This is a genomic window from Bradyrhizobium sp. LA2.1 (genome assembly GCF_040547725.1).
GTDB lineage: Bacteria > Pseudomonadota > Alphaproteobacteria > Rhizobiales > Xanthobacteraceae > Bradyrhizobium > Bradyrhizobium barranii.
Window position 1 is genome coordinate 118,817 of sequence record NZ_JBEPQI010000028.1, and the last position, 26,749, is coordinate 145,565.

General features: G+C 65.1%; 27 protein-coding genes. 6 read left to right on the top strand and 21 right to left on the bottom strand.

Annotated features, from left to right (window positions below):
• Positions 1-83: 83 nt before the first annotated feature.
• Positions 84-497: a hypothetical protein gene (locus ABIB95_RS38630; RefSeq protein WP_354247714.1), complete on the top strand. Its 414-nt coding sequence runs from the start codon at positions 84-86 to the stop codon at positions 495-497.
• A gap of 69 nt (positions 498-566) precedes the next feature.
• Here ABIB95_RS38630 and arfB read toward each other — a convergent pair whose 3' ends face one another.
• The 7 genes from arfB to ABIB95_RS38665 all read right to left on the bottom strand — a co-directional run bounded on the left by arfB (position 567) and on the right by ABIB95_RS38665 (position 9,588).
• Positions 567-986 carry an alternative ribosome rescue aminoacyl-tRNA hydrolase ArfB gene (gene arfB / locus ABIB95_RS38635; protein WP_063985592.1) on the bottom strand — a complete coding sequence of 140 codons (420 nt, stop codon included), beginning with the start codon at positions 984-986 and terminating at the stop codon, positions 567-569.
• 116 nt (positions 987-1,102) lie between these two features.
• Positions 1,103-2,470, bottom strand: coding sequence for a M16 family metallopeptidase (locus tag ABIB95_RS38640; protein WP_038953199.1), 1,368 nt, complete (start codon positions 2,468-2,470; stop codon positions 1,103-1,105).
• Positions 2,467-3,861 carry a M16 family metallopeptidase gene (locus ABIB95_RS38645; protein ID WP_371496566.1) on the bottom strand — a complete coding sequence of 465 codons (1,395 nt, stop codon included), beginning with the start codon at positions 3,859-3,861 and terminating at the stop codon, positions 2,467-2,469. Before ABIB95_RS38645 ends, ABIB95_RS38640 begins: the two co-directional genes overlap by 4 nt.
• Positions 3,862-4,065: 204 nt before the next feature.
• Positions 4,066-4,788: a hypothetical protein gene (locus ABIB95_RS38650; protein ID WP_354247756.1), complete on the bottom strand. Its 723-nt coding sequence runs from the start codon at positions 4,786-4,788 to the stop codon at positions 4,066-4,068.
• Positions 4,789-4,894: 106 nt separating this feature from the next.
• Complete coding sequence (gene lspA, locus ABIB95_RS38655; RefSeq protein ID WP_085403349.1) at positions 4,895-5,389, bottom strand: signal peptidase II; 495 nt, start codon at positions 5,387-5,389, stop codon at positions 4,895-4,897.
• 9 nt (positions 5,390-5,398) lie between these two features.
• Positions 5,399-8,398 (bottom strand): isoleucine--tRNA ligase, encoded by a 3,000-nt coding sequence (gene ileS, locus ABIB95_RS38660; RefSeq protein WP_354247718.1) that lies wholly within the window; start codon positions 8,396-8,398, stop codon positions 5,399-5,401.
• A gap of 218 nt (positions 8,399-8,616) precedes the next feature.
• Positions 8,617-9,588, bottom strand: coding sequence for a bifunctional riboflavin kinase/FAD synthetase (locus tag ABIB95_RS38665; protein ID WP_259256169.1), 972 nt, complete (start codon positions 9,586-9,588; stop codon positions 8,617-8,619).
• A gap of 231 nt (positions 9,589-9,819) precedes the next feature.
• Between ABIB95_RS38665 and ABIB95_RS38670 the strand changes: the two genes are divergently transcribed.
• Positions 9,820-10,215 carry a response regulator gene (locus ABIB95_RS38670; RefSeq protein WP_007596883.1) on the top strand — a complete coding sequence of 132 codons (396 nt, stop codon included), beginning with the start codon at positions 9,820-9,822 and terminating at the stop codon, positions 10,213-10,215.
• Between the two features lie 209 nt (positions 10,216-10,424).
• On the opposite strand, the gene ABIB95_RS38675 is transcribed toward ABIB95_RS38670, so the two are convergent.
• From ABIB95_RS38675 to ABIB95_RS38685, 3 genes are all read right to left on the bottom strand, one after another.
• Positions 10,425-11,279 (bottom strand): TIGR01459 family HAD-type hydrolase, encoded by an 855-nt coding sequence (locus ABIB95_RS38675; protein WP_063985586.1) that lies wholly within the window; start codon positions 11,277-11,279, stop codon positions 10,425-10,427.
• Between the two features lie 15 nt (positions 11,280-11,294).
• The gene (locus ABIB95_RS38680; protein WP_354247722.1) at positions 11,295-12,770 is read right to left on the bottom strand and encodes an EAL domain-containing protein; all 1,476 of its coding nucleotides are present in this window, start codon (positions 12,768-12,770) and stop codon (positions 11,295-11,297) included.
• Between the two features lie 230 nt (positions 12,771-13,000).
• Positions 13,001-14,563, bottom strand: a complete 1,563-nt coding sequence (locus ABIB95_RS38685) for a winged helix-turn-helix domain-containing protein (RefSeq protein ID WP_354247724.1) — start codon at positions 14,561-14,563, stop codon at positions 13,001-13,003.
• 119 nt (positions 14,564-14,682) lie between these two features.
• Here ABIB95_RS38685 and ABIB95_RS38690 point away from each other — a divergent pair, with 119 nt between their 5' ends.
• Positions 14,683-15,522, top strand: a complete 840-nt coding sequence (locus tag ABIB95_RS38690; RefSeq protein WP_354247727.1) for a class I SAM-dependent methyltransferase — start codon at positions 14,683-14,685, stop codon at positions 15,520-15,522.
• A 48-nt stretch (positions 15,523-15,570) separates the two neighbouring features.
• Here ABIB95_RS38690 and ABIB95_RS38695 read toward each other — a convergent pair whose 3' ends face one another.
• The 7 genes from ABIB95_RS38695 to uvrC form a co-directional block, all read right to left on the bottom strand.
• Entirely contained in the window at positions 15,571-16,701 is a 1,131-nt protein-coding gene (locus tag ABIB95_RS38695; protein WP_354247730.1) for a YihY/virulence factor BrkB family protein, read from the bottom strand.
• A 1-nt stretch (position 16,702) separates the two neighbouring features.
• A complete protein-coding gene (locus tag ABIB95_RS38700) occupies positions 16,703-17,290 on the bottom strand; it encodes a phage holin family protein (protein ID WP_354247733.1) in 588 nt (195 codons plus the stop codon).
• Between the two features lie 90 nt (positions 17,291-17,380).
• Complete coding sequence (gene prmB / locus ABIB95_RS38705; protein WP_354247736.1) at positions 17,381-18,340, bottom strand: 50S ribosomal protein L3 N(5)-glutamine methyltransferase; 960 nt, start codon at positions 18,338-18,340, stop codon at positions 17,381-17,383.
• A complete protein-coding gene (locus ABIB95_RS38710) occupies positions 18,340-18,837 on the bottom strand; it encodes a molybdenum cofactor biosynthesis protein MoaE (protein ID WP_354247739.1) in 498 nt (165 codons plus the stop codon). Before ABIB95_RS38710 ends, prmB begins: the two co-directional genes overlap by 1 nt.
• Before the next feature lie 3 nt (positions 18,838-18,840).
• A complete protein-coding gene (gene moaD / locus ABIB95_RS38715) occupies positions 18,841-19,092 on the bottom strand; it encodes a molybdopterin converting factor subunit 1 (protein WP_018318355.1) in 252 nt (83 codons plus the stop codon).
• Positions 19,089-19,706 (bottom strand): CDP-diacylglycerol--glycerol-3-phosphate 3-phosphatidyltransferase, encoded by a 618-nt coding sequence (gene pgsA, locus ABIB95_RS38720; protein WP_014491974.1) that lies wholly within the window; start codon positions 19,704-19,706, stop codon positions 19,089-19,091. Before pgsA ends, moaD begins: the two co-directional genes overlap by 4 nt.
• Before the next feature lie 96 nt (positions 19,707-19,802).
• On the bottom strand, positions 19,803-21,866 hold the full coding sequence (uvrC, locus tag ABIB95_RS38725; protein WP_354247742.1) for an excinuclease ABC subunit UvrC: 2,064 nt from the start codon (positions 21,864-21,866) through the stop codon (positions 19,803-19,805).
• A gap of 249 nt (positions 21,867-22,115) precedes the next feature.
• Between uvrC and ABIB95_RS38730 the strand changes: the two genes are divergently transcribed.
• Entirely contained in the window at positions 22,116-22,739 is a 624-nt protein-coding gene (locus tag ABIB95_RS38730) for an outer membrane protein (RefSeq protein ID WP_014491976.1), read from the top strand.
• An 85-nt stretch (positions 22,740-22,824) separates the two neighbouring features.
• Here the strand turns inward: ABIB95_RS38730 and ABIB95_RS38735 are convergent, their stop codons facing one another.
• From ABIB95_RS38735 to ABIB95_RS38750, 4 genes are all read right to left on the bottom strand, one after another.
• Entirely contained in the window at positions 22,825-23,040 is a 216-nt protein-coding gene (locus ABIB95_RS38735; RefSeq protein ID WP_063986700.1) for a cold-shock protein, read from the bottom strand.
• 254 nt (positions 23,041-23,294) lie between these two features.
• Positions 23,295-24,155: a 23S rRNA (adenine(2030)-N(6))-methyltransferase RlmJ gene (locus tag ABIB95_RS38740; protein WP_063985579.1), complete on the bottom strand. Its 861-nt coding sequence runs from the start codon at positions 24,153-24,155 to the stop codon at positions 23,295-23,297.
• A gap of 121 nt (positions 24,156-24,276) precedes the next feature.
• Positions 24,277-24,996 carry a ribonuclease T2 family protein gene (locus ABIB95_RS38745; protein ID WP_247315474.1) on the bottom strand — a complete coding sequence of 240 codons (720 nt, stop codon included), beginning with the start codon at positions 24,994-24,996 and terminating at the stop codon, positions 24,277-24,279.
• 122 nt (positions 24,997-25,118) lie between these two features.
• Positions 25,119-25,580: a hypothetical protein gene (locus ABIB95_RS38750; RefSeq protein ID WP_063985577.1), complete on the bottom strand. Its 462-nt coding sequence runs from the start codon at positions 25,578-25,580 to the stop codon at positions 25,119-25,121.
• Between the two features lie 183 nt (positions 25,581-25,763).
• Between ABIB95_RS38750 and ABIB95_RS38755 the strand changes: the two genes are divergently transcribed.
• Complete coding sequence (locus ABIB95_RS38755) at positions 25,764-26,057, top strand: hypothetical protein (RefSeq protein ID WP_028152819.1); 294 nt, start codon at positions 25,764-25,766, stop codon at positions 26,055-26,057.
• Between the two features lie 30 nt (positions 26,058-26,087).
• Positions 26,088-26,618 (top strand): DUF3617 domain-containing protein, encoded by a 531-nt coding sequence (locus ABIB95_RS38760; protein ID WP_063985575.1) that lies wholly within the window; start codon positions 26,088-26,090, stop codon positions 26,616-26,618.
• The last annotated feature ends 131 nt before the right edge of the window (positions 26,619-26,749 follow it).

The window sequence follows — 26,749 nt, forward strand, 5'->3', positions numbered from 1 at the left end:
GTTCCGCAATGCCTTATATGCGGAGCACAATTCCGCGAAACCGCCGTCAAATCCCTAAACGATCACCACACCATGCGCATTGCATGACGACCGCGCCGCTTGAACTCTCTACGCGATGCAATGACCCGGTGCAGGTGAGCGGCGCAGGATGCAGCCGGGCCATTCGTCGCGGAAAAATCCAGGAGAAATGGATGAAGTTGGTGAAGACCTCGATGATCGCATGCGCTCTGTCGGCTCTCATTGCGACGCCGGTTCTCGCGCAAGGCGCGCCACCCGCCAAGACGGGCGGCACCGTGCAAGGCAAACCGATGCAAGGCAGCACAATGGGCAGCGGGGATGAGGAGATGAATGCTCAGCCGGGCGCGGCGGGCGAGAAGACGGGCATGAAGTCGACCAAAGGCACCAGGGGCACGGTCGGCACCACCGGTAGCGCTGCGCATAAGGGAACCGCCGACGATTCCGCGACGGGCGGTGCAGCCCCGGCCAAGCGTTACTAGTTCCGCCGGGTGAAGCAAGCAGACTCCGGTCGCCCTGCGGCCGGAGTTTTTTTGACTGGGTCTGCTTTGCTAGTCGTCGAAGCGGCCGCCGCCCCGCCCTGCCTTGATGTCGCTGCGGCGCTTCTTGCCGTCGAGCCGGCGCTGCTTGGAGCCAAAGGTCGGCCGCGTGGCGCGGCGCGGCTTCGGCCGTATCATTGCCTCGGTCAGGATCTCGGTGAGCCGGTCGATGGCGTCCTGGCGGTTACGCTCCTGGGTGCGGAAGCGCTGGGCGTGGATCACGATCACGCCGTCCTTGGTCATGCGCTGGCCGGCGATGCGGGCAAGCCGGATCACCGCATCCTCCGGCAGGGTCAGCTTGCGGGTGTCGAAGCGCAACTGCGCCGAGGTCGAGACCTTGTTGACGTTCTGCCCGCCCGGGCCGGAGGCGCGGACAAAGCCGATCTCGATGTCGTCCTCGTCGATGACGAGATCGCGGGATATCCGCAGCATGATGGCACCATTCGTGATGTCCGGACATATCGCGGACGTCCACGTTCGGCAATGGCGCATCCTGAAAACGCAAATGGCCGGGCGAGCCCGGCCATTTCAGGAAACGTCAGGGGACGTCAGTTCGACTTCGTCGCCGGTGCCGCGGCCGGTTGCGCGGCGGCCTGTGGGGCGCGGCCGACGACCACGGTCAGGAGGCCCTGGCCCCAGAGGCGCTTGGCGGCCGCCTTGGCGTCGTCCAGTGTCACCGCATCGACGATGGCGTTGCGCTTCTCGATATAGTCGATCGGCAGCTTGTCCTGCTGGTATTGCAACAGCGCCTGCGCGAGCTTCGAGGACGTATCCAGCGCCAGCATCTGCGAGCCCTTGAGGTAGGACTTGGCCTCGTCGAGCTCCTTCTGCGTCGGGCCCTCCTCGGCGATGCGGCGCACTTCCTTGTCGATGGCGTCGATGGTGTCGCCGGCCCGGTCGGCGCGGGTGCCGGTGTTGCCGATGAAGACCGCCGAATGCTCCATCCAGAGCAGCGATTCGAACACGGAATAAGCCAGCCCGCGCTTCTCGCGTACCTCGCGATAGAGCCGGGAGGACAATCCGCCGCCGCCCAGGATGTGGTTGACGACATAGGCGGCCATGAAGTTCGGATCGCTGCGCTTCACGCCGGGGCCGCCGAAGGTGATGACGGTCTGCGGCACGTCGAGCGGCACGAAGGCGCGCTGCGGCGGTTTTGCCGCCTCGACGTCGGCGACCGGCGTGAGATTGGCTTTTGCGGGCAGGCTACCAAAAGTGTGGTCGAGCAGCTTGCCGAGGGTGGCCGGATCGACGTCGCCGACCACCGCGATCTTCAGCCCGTCCTTCGCAATCACGCGGCCGACATAATCCTTCATGTCGGCGACCGTGATGGTCGGCACGCTGTCCAGCGTGCCATTGGTCTGCCGGCCATAGGGATGGTCGCCGAACGCGACCTCCAGGAATTTTCGGCTCGCCAGCGAGGACGGATTGGTGGTCTCGCGGCGCAGGCCCGAGATCACCTGTGAGCGGATGCGCTCGACGTCGGCGGTGTCGAAATGCGGCGAGGTCAGCGCGCTCCTGAGCAGGTCGAAGGCTTCGTCCTTGTTGTCGCGCAGCATCCGCAGGCTGCCGCGGAACGTATCGCGGGTGGCGCTGAAGGAGAGCTCGATGGCGCGGCGGTCGAGTCGCTCATGGAAGGTCTTGGAGTCGAGATCGCCGGAGCCTTCGTCGAGGAGGTCGCCGACCAGATTGGCGACGCCGGACTTGTCCTTGGGATCCTGCGCCGAGCCGCCGGCAAAGGAATATTCCATGGCGATCAGCGGCACGGTCGCATCCTGTACGAACCAGGCTTCGATGCCGCCCGGCGAAGTCAGGTGCTGGATCTTTGCGGCCGCCTGTGACGGCGAGACCGTAGCCAGCGCGAGTGCCGCGCCGGTGGCAAGCGAGAATGCAACGCGTCGAAGGAAGGGATAGGTCACGAACGCTTCTCCTCGCGCTTGGCGGCACTGGTGTCCTTGATCAGATAGCCCGTCACCGATCGCTTCTTCTCGAGCCATTTCTGCGCGACGGTGCGAACCTGCTCGGCGGTGACCGCGCGAATGCGGTCGGGCCAGCTCCTGATGTCCTCGATCGAGAGGCCCGTGGTCAGCGCGCCGCCATACCAGCGCGCCAGCACCGCCTGGTTGTCCTGGGCGTAGATCGCTTCCGCAATGAGCTGGGTCTTGACCCGCTCGAGGTCCTCGGCGCGGATCGGGTTCTGTGCGATGTCGGCGATGACGCCGTCGACCACTTGCTCGACATCGGCAAAGCTGACGCCCGGTTTCGGCGAGGCCGAGATCGCGAACTGGGTCGGGTCGAGCGAGATGCTCGAATAGCTGGCGCTGGCGGACACCGCGAGCGGCTTGTCGACCACGAGCGCGCGGTAGAGATAGGAATTGCTGCCGCTGCCCATCAGCTGCGCCAGCACGTCGAGGGCGGCGCTTTCACCTGCGGCGGCGGTCGTCGCCGACGGTACGAGATAATAGCGGCGCAGGCTCGGCTGCTCGACGCGCGGGTCGGCCAGCGTGACCGTGCGCGGCGCCGCCGGCTCCGGCTCCTGCGGACGGATGCGCCGCTCCGGGATCGCGGGCTGGGCCGGAATGGAGCCGAAATTCCGCTCGACCAGCGGGCGGATGTCGGCGGCTTCCACGTCGCCGGCGATCACGAGGATCGCGTTGTTCGGCGCGTAGAAGCGGCGGTAGAAGGCGAGCGCATCCTCGCGGTCGAGCTTCTCGATCTCCTGGTGCCAGCCGATCACCGGCCGGCCGTAGGGATGGTTGAGATAGAGCGCGGCCATGATCTGCTCGTTGAGCCGCGCGTCCGGATTGTTGGCGACCCGCATGTTGTACTCTTCGAGCACGACGTCGCGCTCGGGCAGCACGTTCTCGTCCTTGAGGATCAGGCCGGTCATGCGATCGGCCTCGAACTCCATCATGGTCGGCAGCTGCTCTTTCGGCACGCGCTGGTAGTAGTTGGTGTAGTCGACCGAGGTCGAGGCGTTCTCGTTGCCGCCGACGCGGAGCACGGTCTGGGAGAATTCGCCGACCGGATGCTTCGAGGTGCCCTTGAACATCAGATGTTCGAGGAAGTGCGCGAGCCCGGACTTGCCCGGGGTCTCGTCGGCCGAGCCGACCTTGTACCAGATCATCTCCGTGACCACGGGCGTGCGGTGGTCCGGGATCACCACGACCTGCATGCCGTTGGCGAGCGTGAAGCTGGCGGGCGGGGCCGATGTCACCGTGGTCTGGGCGAGGGCGGCGCTGGCTGAGAGGACACTCGTCGAAAGCAGCGCGGCAAGGAGGCAGGCGGCCGATCGGTAAGAGGACATCATAATCCTTATGAAAAGGCCGAACCCGGATGTCCGGCTCGGAGGCACGGCATGCTACACCGTGCGGCTGAGGCTTCGCGTCACGAAGCAGAGAACTCAACGCGCTGGCAAGTTACTGATAAGCAATATGCAGGCTGCGTCCGGCGTGCGTAAGCCGCCGGTGCCAGGATGCGCCTGTCAGGATGTCGCGGTGGGGCAGGAGCGCTACTATTCCTTGTCCTTGCCCGACATGATGTCGAAATAGGTCCGGCGCGACTTGTCCGGCCCGGCGCCATAGGCGTAGTTCGGGGACGGCGTCTGGTAGCCCGGCGGCGGCTCGACCAGCGACGAGCGCGGCGGCTCGCTGGTGAATTTCTTCTCTTCGGAGCTGTTGCCGCCCTTCATCATGTTCCACAGACCGCCAGCGTAGCCGAGTTCGGCGGGACTGAGCGACGGGTTGCCGTTGGTGCCCGGCTGGATCGGGTCATTGCTTGTACGGGGGGCTGCGGCGACCTCGCCGGCCTTCATCTCGGCGGGCGTCAGCGGTTGGGCCGCCTGCCAGTTCTCCGTCGCCTTGGTCGCCTTCTTGCGCGCTGCGATGGCTTCCTTGCGGCGCTTCTCCTCGGGGTCCTTCGGCCAGTTCGGTGCATTCTTGGCCTGGGTCGCGGGAGGCGGCAGGTCGAGCTTGGGCGGCACGACCAGCGGCGAGCGCTCGCGGTATTCGATGCCGGGCTTTTCCATGCTCTTGGCGCCGATGCCGGACATCAGATTGTCGATGATCTTCTCCTCGAAGGTCATCCCGTCATCATCGTCGTCGTCGTCACCGGCACGGACCGGGCCTGCCGTCATGACGAGGCCGATGCCGAGCATGACAGCGGACAATTTCAACGCCCGCCAGAACCCCGCTTTGGGGTCTCGAACCATCGAACCGCTGGTCTCGGAGCTGCGCATCACTGTACCTGTTCCATATTGTGGCAGATTGCTGCACTTTGCCGCTCGCACGCGGCCAATCCTCGCAAAAAGCAGGGTTCCACCTGCCGGTCCGTATCGGCCGGGATCAGGGCGCTTTTGCGGCGGGTACCCCCAGGAAGGAATCATACAATAGCGCCGCCACCCCGACAACGATGGCCACGTCCGCGAGGTTAAACACATACCAATTATAGGTATTTCCGCCGATTTCGATGTGGAACAGGGCGAAATCGACCACCGCGCCGTAGGCGAAGCGGTCGATGCCGTTGCCGATCGCGCCGCCGATGATCAGCCCGAGTGCGACCGTGGCGAGCAGGGTGTGCGAGCGGGCCATCCAGATGGCGAGGGCGACCACGGCGACGACCTTGACCGCCATCAGCGCGATCTGCGCCGATTGGCCGTCGTTCTGGAGCCAGCCGAAGCTGATGCCGATGTTCCAGGCCAGCACCAGGTCGAAGAACGGCGTCACCTTCACCACGCCACGGCGGGCGAGGTCGAACACGTTCAGGAGCCAAAGCTTTGAGGCCTGGTCGGCCACCAGCGTGACCACGGCCGCGAGGATGCCGGCGCGAAGCGGGGTCATGGCCGGGGATCAGACCCCCACCCCCAGCGCCTTCCATTCGCGCAGCGCCTGGGCGTCGCGCGGGGTGACGTCGGGGTATTCAGGGTCTTCACCGACCGTCGGCGAGATCTTCCAGGAGCGGGCGCATTTGGTGCCGACCGCCTTCTCGACGACGACCGCGACGCCGGGCACCGCATCGAGACGGAACGCGCCCGCCGGCGCCTCGCCCTCACGCACCTCGTAGTTCGAGGTGATGCAGACCTCGGCGAGATCGGTGTCGAACAGCGTCGCAAGCATGTCGCGGTCGGCGACATAGATCAACGGTGAGGCCTCGAGCGACGAGCCGATGTTCTTGGCGGCGCGCTCAAGCTCCAGCGCGCCGGTGACGACGCGGCGGACGTTGCGGATCGTCTCCCACTTCGCGGCGAGCTTGTCGTCGCGGAGCGTCTCGATGCCTTCGGGAAACAGGGTCAGATGGACGGAAGGCTCCGCGTTCGGCCGGAACATGCGCCAGGCTTCCTCGGTCGTGAAGCTCAGGATCGGCGCAAGCCATTTCAGGAGCGCATCGCACAACAGGTCGATCGTGGTGAGCGCGGCCTTGCGCGCCGCCGAGGACGGCGGGTCGCAATAGAGCGTGTCCTTGCGGATATCGAAGTAGAACGCCGACAGCTCGGAGTTCATGAAGGCCGCGAGGCTCGCGACGACGGTCTTGTAGTCGAAGGCGGCATAAGCCTTGCGAACGGTTTCGGCATGGCCGGCCAGTTCGTGCAGCATCAGCCGCTCGAGCTCGGGCATCTCGGCATAGGCGACCTTCTCGCTCGCCTCGAAGTGATGCAGCGTACCGAGCATCCAGCGGATCGAGTTGCGCAGCTTGCGATAGGTCTCGATGGTGTTCTTCAGGATCTCCGGGCCGATGCGCTGGTCGTCGGCATAGTCGGTGGCGCAGACCCACAGGCGCAGGATGTCCGCGCCCGAATCCTTGATCACCTTCTGCGGCTCGACGGTATTGCCGAGCGACTTCGACATCTTGCGGCCGTTCTCGTCGAGCGTGAAGCCGTGGGTGAGCACGACGTCGTAGGGCGCACGGCCCCGCGTGCCTGCGCTTTCCAGCAGCGAGGAATGAAACCAGCCGCGATGCTGGTCGCTGCCTTCCAGATACATCACGGTGTCGTTGCCGCCGTCGATCTTGCGGACGATGTTGCCGAGCTGCGGGAAGTTCTGGCGATCCTCGAGCACGAAGGCGTGCGTGGAGCCCGAATCGAACCAGACGTCGCAGATGTCGTCGACCTTCTTCCAGTCCTCGCTCGCGCGGGACCCGAGGAAGCGTTCGCGGGCGCCGTCCATGTACCAGGCGTCGGCGCCTTCCTCCATGAAGGCTTCGGCGATGCGCTGGTTGACGATCTCGTCCTGCAGGATCTCGGCCGAGCCGTCGCTCTTCTCGCGCACGAACACGGCGATCGGCACGCCCCAGGCGCGCTGGCGCGAGATCACCCAGTCCGGGCGGTTGGCGATCATGCCGTTGATGCGGTTCTCGCCCGACGGCGGCACCCATTGCGTGACCGAGATCGCGTGCAGCGCGCGGGCGCGTAGCGTGTCGCCCTTCTTCGCATGGCCGTCATCGCTGATGTCCTTGTCCATCGCGATGAACCATTGCGGCGTGTTGCGGAAGATCACCGGCTTCTTCGAGCGCCACGAATGCGGATATTGGTGCTTGAGGCGGCCGCGCGCGAGCAGCTTGCCGCCTTCGATCAGCGCCTTGATCACGGCCTCGTTGGCATCGCCCTTCTCGCCCTTGTCGTTGAGCACGCGCTTGCCGGTGAAGCCGGGGGTCTGCGCGGTGTAGGCGCCGTTCTCGTCGACGGTGTACGGGATCGCGGTCGGGATGCCGCGCGCATCGAGCTCGCGGGTGTTGGCCGTCCAGACGTCGAAGTCCTCGCGGCCGTGGCTCGGCGCGGTGTGCACGAAGCCGGTGCCGGTGTCGTCGGTGACATGCTCGCCGGCGAGCAGCGGCACGATGAACTCGTAACCGCCACCGAACCCGCGCAGGGGATGGGCGCATTCCACGGCGTCCAGCGTGTCGCCGGGAATGTCGCGCACCTTCTCATAGGACGTGACGCGCGCCTGCTTGAACACTTCTGCGGCGAGCGCATCGGCCAGGATCAGGAGATCGCCGGTCTTGGCCCAGTTGTCGGCGGGCGCATCCGTCACCTTATAGAGTCCGTAGGCGATTTTCGGCGAGAACGAGATCGCGCGGTTGCCGGGCAGCGTCCAGGGCGTGGTGGTCCAGATCACGACGGAGGCACTGGCGAGTGCGCCATGCGCCGGTGACGTGACGGGAAACTTCACCCACACCATGTCGGAGGTGTAGTCCTCGTACTCGACCTCGGCTTCCGCAAGCGCGGTCTTCTCGACCACGCTCCACATCACCGGCTTGGAGCCGCGATACAGCGTGCCGTTGGCCGCGAACTTCATCAGCTCGCGGGCGATCTGCGCTTCGGCCGGATAGCTCATCGTCTGATAGGGATGATCCCAGTCGCCGATGATGCCGAGCCGCTTGAACTCCTCGCGCTGCACGTTGATCCAGTGCGTCGCATAGGCGCGGCATTCCTTGCGGAACGCCACCATCGCGGCGGAGTCGCGGAAATCGGGCTTCTGCTTGCCCTTCTTGCGGTAGTTCTCCTCCTCGATCTTCCATTCGATCGGCAGGCCGTGGCAGTCCCAGCCCGGCACGTAATTGGAGTCGAAGCCGAGCATCTGCTGGCTCTTGGTCACGACGTCCTTGAGGATCTTGTTCAGCGCGTGCCCGATATGGATGTTGCCGTTGGCGTAGGGCGGGCCGTCATGCAGCACGAATTTGGCGCGGCCCTGGGCCTCCCGGCGCAGCTTGTCGTAGAGGCCGATGTCGTTCCAATACTTCAGCAGTTCCGGCTCGCGCTGCGGCAGGCCGGCGCGCATCGGGAAATCCGTCTGCGGCAAATAAAGGGTCTTGGAATAGTCTTTGGCGTCGGACTTTTGCGGCTTTTCGGACATGGGGCTGACTGGCTCGGAAGGGCGCGGAAACGGATAGCGACTGGAATCGCGGGGTGAAACGACAAAATCCCGGTCTTGCGCCGAGCCTTCAGGCTCAGGCGGAAGCCGGGCCGCTAATCCCTATGATGCACCGCGCAAACATGGGCTCTCCATAGCAGGGGGCCAAGGGAAGCGCAAAAGGTAGAAGCGCAAAAGGTTCGGCGGGCCGGATTTGGGCCTCAATCGATCACGCCAAGCCGCGGAAACGCGTCCGGGGCGGCGGCCAGCACGGCGCGGGCGCGGGCGGAATCGTCGTCCATCTGGCGGATCAGGGCCTCCAGGCTGTCGAATTTCAGCTCCTCGCGGATGAAGCCGACGAAGGCGCAGTCGAGCGCTTGTCCGTAGAGGTCGCCCTTGAAGTCGAACAGGAAGATTTCCAGCAGCGGCGCGCCATTATCAAAGGTCGGACGGCGGCCGAAGCTTGCCACCCCGTCCAGCCGCTCGGCGCCGCGGCCGACCCGCACCGCATAGATGCCGTGCTTGAGGCCGCAATTGGCATCGAGGCGGATGTTGGCGGTGGGATAGCCGAGGTCGCGGCCGCGCTTCTCGCCGTGGATCACCTCGCCGGTGATGAACCAGGGCGCGCCCAGCATTGTGGTGGCCTCGTCGATCAGGCCCTCGGCGAGCGCGATCCGGATGGCGCTGGAGGAGACCGGCCGCTCGTCGATGTCGACATGGGCCTGCACGTCGACCTCGATGCCGAGCCGGGGCGCTTCGTTGACCAGGAGGCTCGGCGAGCCGACGCGACCCTTGCCGAAATGGAAGTCGTAGCCGACCGCGATGCCGCTGACGCCGAGGCGCCCGATCAGGTCATGGTGAATGAAGTCTTGCGCGCTGGTCCCGGCCCTGGCCTTGTCGAAGGTCATGACCACGGCGCCGGCGAGCCCGGTGCCGGCCAAAAGCCGCAGCTTGGCCGGCTCGTCCGTCAGGCGGAATTGCGGGGTGTTCGGGCTGAAAAACCGGCGCGGATGCGGCTCGAAGGTCAATGCCAGCGCGGGGCGGCCATGCGCCCGGCCCATTTCCAGGGCGGCTGCGATCACCGCGCGATGGCCGAGATGAACGCCGTCGAAATTGCCCATGGCGACCACGGCGCCCCTCAAAATCGCGGAATCCGGCGTTGTGTCGCGGATAACGGTAAAATGCGGGACCATCAGGGGAATTCTCGAAGCGGCAGGACCTGCGGACCGTGGCTTGACCGGCCGGACGAAGTCAAGCGGCAGGGGGAGCGGCCGCATTGAACGTGATTTCAGTCCTTCGGAGGCGCCCCCAGTTAACGCGCTGTTTAACGCCTTGGTGCTAGTCCTTGAATTGTGGAACAGCGGGGCTCCGGCCCCGGCGGGTCCGATCGTAATATTTCCTGGGTTTGCGTTGGGGGAGTCGAGATGGCGGTTGATTTGTCGATGTCGGTTCTGGTGGTTGATGACTACAGCACCATGATCCGTATCATCAGGAATCTCCTGAAGCAGCTTGGCTTCGAGAATATCGATGATGCAAGCGACGGTTCGGCGGCGCTGAACAAGATGCGTGGCAAGAAGTACGGGCTCGTGATTTCCGATTGGAACATGGAGCCGATGACGGGTTACGACCTGCTGCGTGAAGTGCGCGCGGATCCGAACCTCGCCACCACGCCTTTCATCATGATCACCGCGGAATCGAAGACCGAGAACGTGATCGCGGCCAAGAAGGCCGGCGTGAACAACTACATCGTCAAGCCGTTCAACGCGGCGACGCTGAAGACCAAGATCGAAGCGGTCTTCCCGGACATGGCGAGCGCGTAAGCGCGCTCTTCGCCGGACAATAATCTTCCATTTTGGAACGTCGTGCCCGGGCTTGTCCCGGGCATCCGTGTTTGTGGATGCCAAAGGCGTGGATGGTCGGCGCATAGGCGCGCGGAAGCGACGCCGTCCTTCGGCCGGCTAAGCCGGGCCATGACGACGATTGGGGCTTAGCAATTCGTCTAAGCCGGCGTCGGTTCAAGCCGCAGCCGTCACCACTTCAATTCGCGCATCAGCGCCTTCGGCGGGTGGCCGAACAACTCCATCACCGAATTCGGGTCGAGCTGGTCGAGGCCCTCGAACTCCTCGGCATGGATGCCGCGGGTGACGAACAGGCAGTCGATGCCGAATTCGCGTGCGCCGGTGAGGTCGGTGCGGACGGAATCGCCGATCGCCAGCACCTTTTTCCGGTCGATCATGTGACCCTGGCGTTCGCCGGCGAGCATCATCGCGCGCTCGTAGATCGGGCGATGCGGCTTGCCGTAGAAGATCACCTCGCCGCCGAGTTCGCGATAGAGTTCCGCGATCGCGCCGGCGCAATAGATCAGCCGGTCGCCGCGCTCCACCACGATATCGGGGTTGGCGCAGACCAGCGTCAGCTTGCGTTCGCGCGCCTTCAGCATCATGCCGCGATAGTCTTCCGCCGTCTCGGTCTCGTCGTCATAGAGGCCGGTGCAGACGATGTAGTCGGCTTCCTCCAGCGGCGCGGTCGTCGCATCGAGGCCGCGATAGATCGAGTTGTCGCGCTCGGGTCCGAGCCAGAACATCTTGCGGCCGGGATGCTCGGCGACATAGAGCCGCGTCAGGTCGCCCGACGAGACGATCGCGTCATAGGTCTCGTCCGCGACGCCGAGCTTGCGCAATTGCCGTTGGACGGAGTCGGCCGGGCGCGGGGCATTGGTGATCAGGATCACCGTACCGCCGCGGCTGCGATAGGTGTGCAGCGCCTCGCAGGCCTCGGGGAAGGATTCCAGGCCGTTGTGAACCACGCCCCAGATGTCGCTGAGCACAACGTCAACGCCGCCCACGAGCTCGCGCAGGCTTTCGGCGAAATGCAGCGTGGTCATGATGCGTGCGGCCGATCAGATCCGGCGCGCGAGCGCCGCGTTGCCGGTGATACGTTGGGCTGGAGGCGCTGAAGACGTGGCGCCTGGGCTGGGAGAAGCGGAGCCATTGGATCGCTGAATTTCCTGCGCCGGGTTCGGCGAGGCCCCGCCGGTAGCAGATGCCCCCTCAGGCCGCAATGGCCGGGGCGGCGCGAACAGGAACCCTTGACCGAACCGCACGTCAAAGTCGAGCAAATCGACCACTGCGCGCTCGCCCTCGATCCGTTCGGCGATCAGGTCGATGCCGAAGCGGCCGAGCAGGTCGGAGAGGTCGGAAGGGTGGATGTCCGAGGTAGAGGCCTGCCTGGGGTCGAGCAGGAGGGACGCCGGCACCTTGATGAAGCGCACGCCGCGATCGGCGAGCTCGCGCGGCTCGATCCTGAGGTCAGTGACATGGTCGATCGAGAAGCGGAAACCGCGCTGGGCGAGCGCCGCGAGGTTCTCGGTCTCGGCCGGGCCGAGATTGCGGAAGGTCGACTGCTTGAACTCCAGCACCAGCGAGGGCGCCAGCGCCCGGTTGGCTTCGAGGAAGTCGAGGCACTGCGCGAAGGTGGTGGAATTGCCGAGCGTGGAGGCCGCGACGTTGCAGAACACGCCGACATCCTTGTTGCGCACCATCAGGCGCCGCAGCACCTGCACGCAGCGCAGCATCACCATGTTGTCGATGCGTCCGATCAGACCCGAGGCTTCGGCGATGCTGATGAATTCCTCGGCGGCGATCAGCTGGTCGCGCTCGTCGCGCAGGCGCGTCACGGCTTCGTAGAACCGCACCTTGCGCTGCGGCAGCGTCACCATCGGCTGGAGGAAGATGTCGATGCGGTTCTCGTCGATGGCGTTGCGCAGTGTCGCCAGTAACTGGGTCTGGTTGCGGCCATTGCCCGTCTGAACCGGAACGGCGGCCTGGCTCTGGATCGCCGGTGCTGGCCGCGGCGGCGGTGCGGGCATTGGGGGAGGGGCGGCCGGCCGCTCCTCGAAGGGCGCAATCAGGTCGAGCGGCGCCTCCGGCTCTGTCCGGGCGACCGGAGCGGGGGCGGGTGTCGATGCGGCCCCGGCCAAGAGGTCTTCATGGGCTGACACGGTGGTGGCGAGCTGCCTGACCAGCCCACCGAGCTCGTTGATCTCGCCGACCACTGACTGGATGCGGTCGGAGTTGGTCGAATTGGCTGAGGCGATGCGCCCCTCCATCGCCGCGAGCCGGCGGCCGAACTCGGCGACCTGGCGGGCGAGGTCGGCGGTGCCGCGCGAGAGGTCGGCGATCTGGCCGCCGACGTCACTGCGGTCGCGCAGCCGCATCGAGACCGCGTTGTAGAGGATCAGGAAGGTCAGCGCGGTTAGCGCCACGATGGCGGATTCGGTTCCGCTGATGCCGGCGACCGAGTAGAGGACAAGCCCGAGCGAGGCCGCGACCAGAACCATGCAGATGGCGATGAAGATCGTCGAAATGCGAATCATGCCGCGCGTTACGCCTCAAAGAGCTGACTGCCTCATCCGGGAAAACACGGGTCAGTGTGCGAACACGTCACGCCTCATGCTCCCCTAAGCAAGGCGACCTTAACATCATTGTTGATTCGAGGGGATAGCGGCCTGTTCGCGGCGCCGGAGCATGATCCGGAAAAGTGTGTAGCGGTTTTCCCTCGCGACAAACGCGGAACGCGTTTGCGCGGAGATCATGCTCGGGCAGTCTAGGTCAGGCCGGCCCGGCGAAAGCCTTCGAGGTAGTGCTCGCGGTCGGCGGCGAGCTTGATCGGCATGAACTCGGCGATCCAGGCGAGCGAGACGTTGGGCTGGGCACGCTGGAGTTCCTTCAGCGCCGCGCGGGCGGTCTCGGTTTGCCCGGCCATGCCCGCGGCCGCGGTCAGCACCCGGTGCCCGCCGACGAAGTCACTGCGCTGGCGCAGGGCCTCCTGTGCGAGCCGGATCGCTTCCGCATAGTCCCTGCCGAGGAAGCGGGCAAAGGCGGCGATGCCGAAATAGACGGGTGCATAGGGGTCGCGCGGGCTGAGGCGGATCGCCCGCCGCGCGGCGTCGTCGGCATCCCGCCAGCGGCCGCAATAGCTAAGCGTCAGGCCATAGTAGCCCTGCGCCAGCGCAAAGTTCGGATTGAGCCGTAGCGCGGTCTCGAATTCGGCAAGCGAATCCTCGAACCGGCGTGCGAACAGATCGACATGGCCGAGCGCATTATGCGCCCAGGCATCCTGGTCGTCGGCGCGGATCGCGGCCCGTGCCGCGCGCTCGGCCACCGGCAGCGCCGCGGCCATCTCCATCCAGCCCATATGCGCCGTGAACATGTAGCTGGTGCCGAGCAGCCCGAGTGCCTTGCCGTAGTTCGGATCGAGCGCGATGGCCTTTTCGAGCAGGGCTCGCGCCGCGACGTGATCCTGCCGCGTCACGCGCCAGTAATGGGAGAGGGCGCGCATCAGAAGGTCCCAGGCGTCCAGGCTGTCGGGCGGCTTGCGCTCGGCGCGAAAATTCTCCGCGGCGTAGAGTTGCGGCTCGATCGCGGCGACGATGCGTTCGGTGATCTCGTCCTGTACGGCGAAGACGTCGGCGAGCTCGCGGTCGTAGCGTTCGGCCCAGAGATGGCTGCCGGTGGCGACATCGTTGAGCTGCGCGGTGATGCGGACGCGATCGCCTTCCTTGCGGACGCTGCCCTCGACGACATAGCGCACGCCGAGCTCCTCGGCGACCTGCCGCAGGTGAACCGTGCGGCCCTTGTAGATGAAGGAGGAGTTGCGCGCGATCACGAAGAACCAGCGCAGCTTCGACAGCGCGGTGATGATGTCCTCGCTGATGCCGTCGGAGAAATAATCCTGCTCGGCCTCGCCGCTCATGTTGGTGAAGGGCAGGACGGCAATTGCGGGACGATCGGGCAGTGGCAATTCCGTCGGTGTTGCGTCGGGCGGCTTGCCCGGCGCCGACGATGAGCCTGCTACGGAGCGTTCGGTCACTTCGCCGACGAACCGCACGCCCTTGCGCGCGACTGTGCGGATCAGCCGCTGATCCTCGCCATTGTCATTGACCGCGCGCCGCGCCGCGTTGATCCGGCTGGTCAGCGTCGATTCCGAGACGACGCGGCCGTTCCAGATCGCGTCGAGCAGATTGTCCCGCGTCACCACGCGCTCGCGGTTGCGGACCAGATAAAGCAGGAGATCGAACACCTGGGGCTCGAGCGCGACGAGCGTCTCTGCCCGCCGCAATTCGCGGCGCGCGGGGTCGAGCACGAAATCCTCGAAATGAAATGTCACGCCGCCCTCGGCTCCAGCGGGAAATCAAGGTGTTCTCAGCGTAAAATAACGCCACTCTCAAGGCCAGCGAGCCGCATGCGCCCTATCGTCCCGGCGTCTTCAACCGCAGGAGAATTGCCATGTCGACATCCGCCGCGCTCAAGCCGGCCCTCGCCCAACCAGATCTCGCCGCCGTCAAGCAGCGCCAGCACAGCGCCTGGTCATCCGGCGACTATGCCATTGTCGGCACCACCTTGCAGATCGTCGGCGAGCAACTCTGCGAGGCGCTCGACTTGCGCGCCGGCAGCAAGGTGCTTGATGTCGCCGCCGGCAACGGCAATGCGACGCTGGCCGCCGCGCGGCGCTGGTGCGACGTCACATCGACCGACTATGTTCCAGCGTTGCTCAAGCGGGGACGCGAACGGGCTGCGGCGGAGCATCTGATGGTCGAATTCCGTGAAGCGGATGCCGAAGCGCTGCCGTTTGCGGATGCCAGCTACGACGTCGTGCTCTCGACCTTCGGCGTCATGTTCACGCCGGATCAGGACAAGGCGGCGTCCGAGCTCGCGCGGGTCTGCAAGTCCGGTGGCAAGATCGGCCTCGCCAACTGGACGCCCCAGGGCTTCATCGGTCAGCTCTTCAAGACCATCGGTAGGCATTTGCCGCCGCCAGCGGGCGTGAAGTCGCCGGCCTTGTGGGGCACGCCGGCACGGCTTGAGGAGATGTTCGGCAGCCAGGCCTCCGAGATCGCCGCCGAGCCGCGCATGTTCGCCTTCCGCTATCGCTCGCCGGAGCACTGGCTCGACGTTTTCAAGTCCTATTACGGGCCGATGCTGAAAGCGTTCGTAGCGCTGGAGGAGACCGGCCAGGCCGCGCTGCGGCGCGATCTCATGGCGCTGCTCGGCGAATTCAACCGTGCCGACGACGGTACGGTGGTGGTGCATAGCGAGTATCTGGAGGTCGTGATCAGCAAGCGCTGAATGCTGTCGTGATCCGGTCAGGCCGAGCCCCGGCCTGACCGCCGGCAATCAGGATGGCGCGGCGGCGCCGACCGTGTCGGCCGAGACGGCCTCGCGGGTGCCGAGCGGCCTGGGCGGTCCGGTGGTCGTATCCCGAAGGGTCTGCCGCTCGATCTCCGAGTTCAGCTCGGCCCCGAACATGATGACGATCGCCGACATCCACATCCACATCATCAAGCCGATCGCCGCGCCGAGCGAGCCGTAGGTCGCGTTGTAATTGGCGAATTCCGAGAGATACCAGGACAGGAGCGCCGAGCCGGCGATCCAGAGAATGGCGGCCGTCACCGCGCCGAGGCTCAGCCATTGCCAGCGCGGCGCGTCGCGGCTCGGTGCGAAGCGATAGAGAACGGCAAGCGCGGCCAGCAGGATGACGAACAGCACCGGCCATCGCGCGAGAGCGACGATCAGCCTGCTTTCCGGCGCGATGCCGAGATGGTTGAGCGCGAGCGGGAAGGCGACCACGGTGCCCACCATCAACAGCAGCGCCGCGATGCCGCCGACCGTGAAAGCCAGCGACACCGTGTTCAGCCGGACGAAGCTGCGCTTTTCGCGCTCCTCATAGGCGACGTTGAGGGCATCGAAGATGGCTTTGACGCCCGCATTGGCGCTCCAGATCGCGAGCAAGAGGCCAAACAGGAAGGTGACACCCAGGGCAGTATTGCCGTTGGAGACCACTCGGGCGACCTGGTCCTCGACGATCTGGAACGCGCCCTCGGGCAGCAGCATCGCGAGCGAATGCAGGTTGGAACTGATCGTCGAGGGATCGGCGAACAGGCCGTAGGATGAGACCAGCGCGGTCACGGCGGGAAAGATCGCGAGCAGCCCGAAGAAGACGACGCCGCCCGCGGTCGCGAGCAGGCGATCGTCGTCGATGCGCTGATAGGTGCGCCAGAAGATGTCTTTCCAGCCGGCCCACGGGATCGCGAAAGGGCTTTTCGCGCGCCGGCCGTGGCCGGGCTGCATCGCTGCGCCGGCCGGGGTCGTTTCCGGCGAACTTGCTTCATTGTTGCGATGGTGTTGCGGAGGCCCCGGCCGGATGGGGGCGAACTCCTGAAAGTAGCGTTCCGCAGACAGCACGAAGACGGCGGTGGCGGCGACGAGCAACCAACTGTCGAGGTGCTCGGTGTGCCGCTCGCGCACTTCAAGCGTCCAATCCGTGGCCGTGCCGCCGCCGCCGTGCGGCCGTAACGCCCAGCAGCCCGACGGCTGCGAGCATCAGACCAAGCTGCACGGACCGGTTGGTCCGAGCCGACACGGCGTTGCCGCCACGGCCACGTTCGCCCGGTGCGCGCGGCACCAGCGGAATCGTCGTTGCGACCTCTTTCACCGCCTGCTTGACCGTTCCGCGCGGGATCCGCGGGGTGGCGATCGCAACGCGCATACGGCTGGCAAGCGGCACGATCGGCTTGTCCCGACGCTTCATTTGGGCCTGAGCCACGCCGGCGCAGGATACGGCCAGCACCAGGAGCACGGCCGCGACGGCACCAAAGCCCCAGAATTGTCCCTGGGTGATTGCGACCCAACGATAAAGGGCGATCAGGCCGACAAAGAGGGTGGCGATCAGGAACAGCCCGGCCATTGCGAACAGTCCTGCCGCGACCGCATAGGACGTCGCGCGGCCCGTGGCCTGATTGGTGCGGTCGCGCAAGTACGATCGCGCGGCGCGCTTGAGGTGATTGATCTTGAGCGCCATGCCGGCGCGCAGCAATTCGCCCGATGGCGCGAGCATGCGGACATCCTCCGAGAACGAAAAAATCGTCGGGGGATGAACGTGGCGGAATTTGACTTGTTCCGCGCGGAGCGCGGGTGCCGGGACGGATCAGCCGAGATCGGCGGCCGCGATCCAGAACACCTCGCCCTCGGACTCCTCGGTGTCGAGCCAGAGCAGCGGCAGTTCCGGAAAGGCCTCGTCGACCAGTTCGCGGCCGCGGCCGATCTCGCAGATCAAGCCGCCATCCGGCGTCAGGTGATCGGGCGCATCGCGCAGGATCCGGCGCACCACGTCGAGACCGTCGGGGCCGCCGTCAAAGGCGAGCTTTGGTTCGGCCCGGCATTCCGGCGGCAGCGCCGCCATGCCTTCGGCATCGACGTAGGGCGGGTTGGTGATGATCAGGTCGTATCTGTTGTCGCCGAGCGGGGCGAACAGGTCGCCGCGATGCAGGCTGATCCGGTCATCGAGACCGAATTCGCCGACATTTCGTGTGGCGACTTCGAGCGCGCCCTTGGAGATGTCGACGGCATCAACGGTGGCATTCGGGAAATGATGCGCGGCAAGGATGGCGAGACATCCAGAGCCCGTGCAGAGATCGAGCACGCGTTCGACGGCCGTGGGGTCGTCGATCAGCGAGCCCGCCTCACCGTCGCCGCCGAAATGCGACTCCAGCAGCTCGCCGATGAAGGAGCGCGGAACGATGACCCGCTCGTCGACATAGAAGGGCAGGCCGCGCATGTAGATCTTGTTGACGAGATAGGCGGTCGGTTTGCGCGTGGTGACGCGCTGATGGATGAGGTCGACGATGGTCTTGCCTTCCGCCGACGTGACGCAGGCATGGGCAAAGATCTCGAACTGGTCGGGATGCAGATGCAGGGCTTCGCAGACCAGGAAGGCTGCTTCCGCGACCGGGTCGGTCGTGCCATGGGCAAAGGCGAGCTTCGCCTCGGTGAAGCGGCTCACGGCGTAGCGCACGAAATCGATCAGCGTGAGCAACTCGCCGCGGCCGACCTTCGCGAGCTTTGGCGCGGCGCGGCCGCGCATGGCCTTCTTGGATGCTTTTGCCATCAGGATCGGGTCCAGCGTGCGGCGGCCTCGTTGTCACGGGCGTGGGCTTCGACCCAGCCGGTACCGGTGGCGCTCTCTTCCTTCTTCCAGAACGGCGCGCTGGTCTTGAGATAATCCATCAGGAACTCGGCCGCCTGGAACGCCGCCTGGCGGTGCTGCGACGCCGTGAGCACCAGCACGATATTCTGCCCGGGCATGAACCGCCCGACGCGATGAATGATGGTGACGCCGTTCAGCGGCCAGCGCGATGTAGCTTCGTCGGCATGGCGCTTGATCTCTTCTTCCGCCATGCCGGGATAATGTTCGAGCGTGAGGGCGGCGATCTTCGCGCTGTTCTCGTCGCCGCGGCAGATGCCGGAAAAGCTTACGACCGCGCCGATGTCGGTGCGGCTCCCGGTCAGGATCGCGATCTCGCGCGCGATGTCGAAATCGTCCTGCTGGATGCGGATGGTGACGGGGCAGGGGCCGGCGGGGGAGGTGCTTACGGGGGAGGTCATGGCCTAGCCGCCGGTCATCGGCGGGAAAAACGCGATCTCGCGGGCGCCCGCGATCGCGGCGTCCGATTTGACGTGGGCATGATCGATCGCGGTGCGGATCACCTTCGGCTTCTCGAAGGCGTAGGCATAGGCCTCGCTCTGGCCGGACAGCCAGGCGATCAACTCCTCGACGGTGCGCACGGTCGCCGGCGGCTCGATGGTCTCCTCGGCCTTGCCGACGCGCTCGCGCACCCAGGCGAAGTACTTCACCTTCATGCCTCATCCTCCTTGATGAGGTGATGGATGCCGGCGCGGAAATAGTCGTAGCCGGTGTAAATGGTGAGGATCGCCGACGCCCAGAGCAGCGCCAGCCCGATCATCGAGACCACGGGCACCACCTCATCGCCGGCCGGGCCAGCGAGCAGGAAGCCGATGGCGATGAGCTGAACGGTCGTCTTCCACTTCGCAAGCTTGGTCACGGGAACGCTCACCCGCAACGCCGCGAGATATTCGCGCAGGCCCGAGACCAGGATCTCGCGGCACAGGATCACGATGGCGGCCCACAGCGACCAGCCATGGATGATGCCGTCGGCGGCCAGCATCAGCAGGCAGGAGGCGACCAGCAGCTTGTCGGCGATCGGATCGAGCATCCGGCCGAACGCCGATTGCTGATTCCAGATCCGCGCGTAATAGCCGTCGAGGTAATCGGTCACTGCTGCCGCGATGAAGATGGCGACCGCGACCCAGCGCAGCCACAGCGGCTGATCCAGAATCGATTGTGCATAGATGCACCCGACCACGACCGGGATCGCGGCGATCCGGCCATAGGTCAGGATGTTCGGGAGGGACATCGCGCGGCTGGTCGTCCCTCGTGTCGTGGCGATGTTCATCCGTCCTACCAATACCGCTCGTGCCTGAAGGTCAACCGTCCCGCTCCCCAAATGAGGTGCAGCATGCGACGACCATATGACCGCGGCTCCCTTAGTTCACCCCGGCTGGGGATGGAAATAGTCGAAAATCCTGCGAGCGCTCTCGGCGCTCACCCCCGGAACCTTGCCGAGATCGGCGATCGAGGCCCGCTCGATCTCCTTCAGGGTTCCGAAATGGTGCAGCAAGGCACGTTTGCGTGACGGGCCGATGCCCGGAATCTCCTGCAAACCGGCCTCGCGGATGTCCTTCTTGCGCAGCTTGCGGTGCGAGCCGATGACGAAGCGGTGGGCCTCGTCGCGCAAGCGCTGGATGAAGTAAAGCACGGGATCGCGCGGCTCCAGCTTGATCGCCTCGCGCTCCGGCATGAACAGGGTTTCGCGGCCGGCATCCCGGTCCGGTCCCTTGGCGACCGACATCAGCGACACCTGGGTCAGGCCGAGATTCGTAAAGATCTCCCGGACGGCGTTGAGCTGGCCGCGACCGCCGTCGATGATCACGAGGTCGGGCCATTGCGGGAAGTCGTCGTCCTTGGCCTTGCCGGCGGCGTCCTCGGGCGGATTGATCAGGCGCTTGAAGCGGCGCTCCAGCACCTCTTTCATCATGCCGTAATCGTCGCCCGGCGTGAGCCCTTCCGACTTGATGTTGAACTTGCGGTACTGGTTCTTCACAAAACCATCGGGGCCGGCGACGATCATGGCGCCGACCGCATTGGTGCCCTGGATGTGGCTGTTGTCGTAGACCTCGATGCGCTTGGGCGAATGCGGCAGGCTCAGCGTCGTGGCCATGGCGTCGAGCAGGCGGCTCTGTGTCGCGGTGTCCGCGAGCTTGCGGCCCAACGCCTCGCGCGCATTGGTCAGCGCATGGGCGACCAGCTCCTTCTTCTCGCCGCGCTTGGGCGCCGTGACCTCGATCTTGTGGCCGGCCTTGATCGACAGCGCATTGGCGAGCAGCTCGCTCTCCTCGATCTCGTGCGAGAGCAGGATGTTCTTCGGCGGCGGCTTGTCGTCGTAGAACTGGGCGAGGAAGGACCCCAGCACTTCCTCCGGCGTATAGGTCTTCTCCGCGCGCGGGAAATAAGCGCGGTTGCCCCAGTTCTGTCCGGTGCGGAAGAAGAACACTTCGACGCAGGAGAAGCCGCCCTCCTGGTGGATGGCGAACACGTCGGCTTCTTCCACCGTGCGCGGATTGATGCCCTGCTGCGACTGGATCGCCGACAGCGCGGCGAGGCGGTCGCGGTAGAGTGCCGCGGTCTCGAATTCGAGCTCGCCGGATGCCTTCTCCATCTCGCCGGCAAGCTCCTGCTTCACCGCTTGGCTCTTGCCGGAGAGGAAGTCGGTCGCCTCGCGCACCAGCGTCGTGTAGCCGGGGAAATCGATCTCGCGGGTACAGGGGCCGGCGCAGCGGCGGATCTGGTAGAGCAGGCAGGGCCGCGAGCGGCTCTCGAAGAAGGAATCGGTGCAGGAGCGGATCAGGAACGCGCGCTGCAGGGCGGTGATGGTGCGGTTGACCGCGCCGGCGGAAGCGAACGGGCCGAAATAGCGCCCGGGGCGGGTCTGCGCGCCGCGGTGCTTGAGGATCTGCGGCGCCCAATGGTCGCCGGTGATCAGGATGTAGGGAAACGATTTGTCGTCGCGCAGCTGCACGTTGAAGCGCGGCCGGAGCTGCTTGATGAGATTGGCTTCCAGCAGCAGCGCTTCGGTCTCGGTGTTGGTCGAGACGATCTCCACGGTCACCGTGGCTGCGATCATGCGCAGGATGCGCGCCGGTTGCGGCGCGCTCTGGCGCGCATAGTTCGACAGGCGCTTTTTGACGTTCTTGGCCTTGCCGACATAGAGCACGTCGGCATTGGCGCTGAGCATGCGATAGACGCCCGGCGAGGTGGGCGCGAGGCGGACCGCGCGCTCGATCGCCTCGTGGCCGGTCGCCAGCGGCTCTTCGCCGACCGCGCCGCTCTCCTCCAGGATGTCAGGCAGCAGCGCGTCGTCCTCGTCCTCGCCAGCGGTGGTGGCGGGGTCGAGGTCCGGCGGCGCCAGGCTCTCCGGCGGGGCGTCGGCCGTCGTGCCGCGCGGAGATTTGCGCGCGCGTGCGTCGTCCGGATTGTCGGTGGAATCGTGAGCCATGATGCGAATTTAAGCGCTGGGGGTGCCGATTTGAAGTTCCAGCCTTGCGGCACACACAGGATGGCGGCGCGGTTCCGGGTAACACTTGCTTAAGCCTGTTAAGAGCGTGGTAACCCGGCTTAACAGGCCTTTAACTTAAAACTCTCGATAAATCTTACGCGAAAAAGAGGAGGTTCCGTAACCATGCGATTTTGCCTTGCGCGGCGGCGCAGGCATCGCAGGGGGCGGCCGTTGCGTTGGAGAGTACCGATGAGGGGGTTCGTTGTAGGCGCAGCCGTGTTGGTTGCAGCCGGCTGGACAGCTTCGGCAGAGGCCGCCGATCTCAATTACGGGCAGGGTGCGCCCTACACCGTCAATCAGCCGCTCAATGCCTATAGCTGGGCCGGTCCGTATCTCGGTGCCAATCTCGGCTATGAGTGGGGCTCGGTGAGTAATTCGCCCGTCAAGCCCTCCGGTTTCGTCGGCGGTGTGCAGGCCGGCTACAATTTTCAGAACGGTCCATGGGTGTTCGGCGTCGAGGGCGATATCCAGGCCGCGGGCGCTGATGACACCTTCGCGCCGTGGAAGTTCTCCAACCCCTGGTTCGGCACGCTGCGCGGCCGTGCGGGCTATGCGTTCAGCAACGTGCTGTTCTACGGCACCGCCGGCCTCGCCTTCGGCGAACTGCGCGCGCAGACATTCGGCTGGACGGAGTCGCACACCACCGCAGGCTGGACCATCGGTGCCGGCGCGGAAGTCGGCTTCGCGCCGAACTGGAGCGCCAAGCTCGAATATCTCTACATCGATCTGTCGACGAGCCAGTTCGCAATTACCGGCGTGTCAAACGGCTATAGCGCCAGCGTTGTGCGCGCAGGCGTGAACTATCACTTCTGATAGTTGAAGAAGAAAATACCGGACAACAGCCTCCCGGCCGCTCGCGGCCGGGATTTTTTTCGCCAGGTGTTCGCTCGAAAACGCTCTAGGAGACGATGACCAAATTGACTGCCTTTGGTCCCTTCCCCTTCTTGTCCGGCTCGACTTCAAAAGTAATGCGCTGTCCTTCGGCGAGATCTTTCAGTCCCGCCCGCTCCACAGCAGTAATGTGCACGAAGACGTCGCGCCCGCCGTCGTCGGGCTTGATGAAACCGTAGCCGCGCTCGCCGTTAAAAAACTTGACCGTTCCCGTCATGGCCATCGGGAAACTCCCCCTCATTGCTCCTCCGTCGCGACGCAGACTCACGTCACGACATGACCGGGCCTTACGAAGCCCGGGAGCTGGCCATCCTTGGGCGGACCTTTCTTTCGGTCCGATCGGATCTTTCTTAGGCCTTCACTCCGCCGCAACCATTCGCGGAAGCGGAACGTAAAGCCAGTCACGGAAACAGCATAATACGGTTCTCTGCAGATTGACTACCGCTCCTGCATCTTTTTCCCAAGAATGCCGGGGTGTTACGGTCTCGGCACCTCTAATCGGAATCTGGCAGCTCCACCCTGTCCGAGCGGTATCTCCAGCTCGGGCAGGATCGTCTTGAGCTCGCCATGCAGCGTGTACGGCGGATTGACGATCAACAATCCGGCGGAGGTGAGGGCGGCGCCATCAAGCTGCGGCGCGACACTGAATTCGAGACGCAGACATTTTCCTGGCGGTTTTGCTGCGGCTGCGAGCCGCGCCACTGATTGCACCAGCGTGTCGGTGGCGCGCCGGCTCTTGGCCGGATACCAGATTACATAGATACCGGTCGGCCATTTGGTGAAAGCCGCCGCGAAGGCGTCGCCGAGCTTTTCGAACTCGTCTTTCGCCTCGAACGGCGGGTCGATGAGCACGAGCCCGCGCCGTTCTTTCGGTGGCACGAAGGCCGGCAGCGCGACCCAGCCGTCGAGATCGACCACGCGCGCCTGTTCGTCGCGGCGCAGCACACCGATCAGCGCCTTGCGCGCCTTCGGCTCGAGCTCGCAGGCAACGAGGCGGTCCTGCGGCCGCAGCAGGCCGCGCGTGATCAGCGGCGAACCCGGATAGGCCTTGAGCTCGCCCTTCGGATTGTAGGCGCGAACGATGTCGAGATAGGGCTTGGCCAGCGCCACGGCGTCGTTCGACAGGCGCGCCTGCATCAGCCGCGCGATGCCGGTCAGCCATTCGCCGCTACGGCGCGCCTCGTCGCTTTCGAGATCGTAGAGGCCGGCGCCGGCATGGGTGTCGATGACACGGAATGCCCCCGGCTTGTCCTGGAGGTAGGTAATGATGCGCGCGAGCACGATGTGCTTGATGACATCGGCGAAGTTTCCGGCGTGGAAGGCGTGACGGTAGTTCATGAGACAGGACTACGCTACGTCACGGCTTGAGCAAAGCGGCATGCGCGCCTGTGCCGGCATGGGCCCCGATTCTGCAGCGTACCGCCGAACCGGCGCTGCGTCCGGGGCACAAACACTTGGACTAGCCACCTCTGATCGGCGGCATCGTCACCTGGTCGCGGCGGCAGGCGCGGCGCTCGATCTCCTCGCAGGCCCGGAATTGCAGGTCCTTGCTGAGGCAGATGCGGACCTCGGAGAGCCGGGTCCGATTGCAGGTGACCGAGATGGCCGCGTTGCTCAGGCCCGCATTGGCCTTGATGAAGGCTTCCTCCACCTCGCCCGGCGCCACGGTCTTGGCCTGTGACAGTTCGAGATATTCCGCGGGGATCTTGATCGCGGCGCGCGCCTTTCGGATCATCTCGAAATAATTGCGGCTGTCGAGCCCGGAGCAGGTGCCGTGCTTGTCCCACTCGTTGAAGATCAGCCCCGGCGCCGGCATCAAATCGAGCATCGAAGAGACGATGTTGCGGTTCAGGCGTGGCGACGGCCGCTGGCAATATTCAGGGAAGCCATTCTCATATTGCGGCCACAGCCCGTGCACCACGAACGCGTAGGGCCGCCCGCTGCACTGCATCTGCGAGCGACCACCGCCGCCGCCGCGGTTGCGCTCGGACGCCTCCTCGCAGAACGAGGGCGACCATGACAGCGACAGCACATAGAAGTCGAATTCGCCGGGCGCGTTCTGCCGTTTGTCCTGGGCCTTCGCGCCGCCCGGCAGCGCGACCAGCCCGGCGGCCAGAACCAGGGGGAGGGTCAGTGAGATCACGAGACGGGTGAACGAACGCAATCTAAAATGAAACATGGCGACGCCCCTCAACTAGACTGTGCAATCAGCCTAGCAGGCAACAAGAACATTTCAAGAACAAAATTCGGGCCGGCCCGTCAGGCGCCTGATCAGTCCGATTCAGGCCTTTCGATCGAGGCTCAGGGCCTGGCGGCGCGGCAGGACGGATTGTAGGCCCAGTTGCGGTCGAGCCCGACCACGCACCATTCCACACCATTGCCGTAGCCGGAGAAGCCGCCATCCTCGATGATCGAGAAATGCACCTTGCGCACCTTTCCGTCATTGAGCATGGCGTCGCCGGTGCAATAGCGGCGCGGAATGTTGTCAGACTGCCAGGGCCGGAACGCGATCTCGTGAACGGCGGCGAAGCCGGTGATCTTCAACGAGGAATTCCAGAACGAGCTTTCCTTCTCCCAGAACTGGGTGGCGATGGTCGGCAGCGCCCTCTCGCAATCGACGACGGCGCCGTCATAGCGCGGCCCGTTCAGCCAGAAGTTCAGCTCCAGCGGATTGGCGGCCCTGGCCTCACCGAGCGACAGCGCTCCGAACATGAGGCCAAGCAAGGTGGCAAAGCGGAGCGATTTCAGGGGGAGGGCGCGCATGGGCAATCCGGACAGCTGGGTCTTGCGAAGGATGGACGGTGCCGCGAAGGCCGGGGCAGGTCAAGTGCAGCGCGGCAACACTTGGCCAAGAGTTGACCCTAACCTCGCAGCCGGCGGGGCATCAGTTCTTTTCATGGACATCCCGGCACCGTAAACTGGCGCCAACCAACTGGAGTGACGGGAATGCGAATCATTGCGGCTGCGGGCCTTCTTGCCCTGGGGATGATGGCCAGCCAGTCGGCACGCGCCGATATGCTTCCGGTGCCTCCGTTCAAGGGCAACGACACCGGCGGCATCATCGCTTATTCGCTGGCGACCCAGGCTGATGCGCGGCAGGTCGCGGTCGATCACTGCGCGCGCTACGGCAAGGTCGTGAAATTCCTCGCGGTGCAGGCCTTTGAGGGCGGCTATATCTCGTTCTCCTGCCGTTGGGTGCCCTATGGCGCTGCCCAACAGCCGATCCGTACGCTGTACTGAGGCGCTTTCGGAACGTCGGGAGCTTCCCACATGACGCGCAAGCTCGCTTTGCTCGGCTCGGCCCTTTGTCTTGTGGTGTCGGCAGGCAGCGCCAGCGCCGACGATCTGCCGGTGCGCAAGGCCGGTCTCTGGGAAATGAAGATGGTCAGGACCGGCACGCCGATGCCGGAGATGACCATGCAGCACTGCACCGACGAGACCGTCGATAAGGAGATGAACAACAACGTCTCCCCGATGGCCAAGCAGATCTGCGCCAAGCAGGACATCAAGAAGACCGCGACCGGCTATGTCAGTGATTCCGAGTGCAACGTCGCCGGCATCAGCACGACCTCGCATGCCGAGATCACCGGCGATTTCAACTCGGCCTATACGGTGAAGACCTCGTCGCACGCGCAAGGCGGTGCCGCCGGCGCAGCAGGTCGCGACACCACGATGCAGCTCGAGGCCAAGTGGCTCGGGGCCTGCAAGCCCGACCAGAAGCCCGGCGACATCGTGATGCCCGGCGGCTTCAAGATGAACGTGCGCGACATGGACAAGTTGAAGGCGCTGCTGCCGAAGTAGGTGAGTCTTCCCCTCTCCCCTTGTGGGAGAGGGTGTCTCGCCGCGTAGCGGCGAGACGGGTGAGCGACTGTGTTCGCTGTCAAGCGGGTTGCCATGGTGTTTTCGTCCTGATCATGACGTTGAGGATGGTC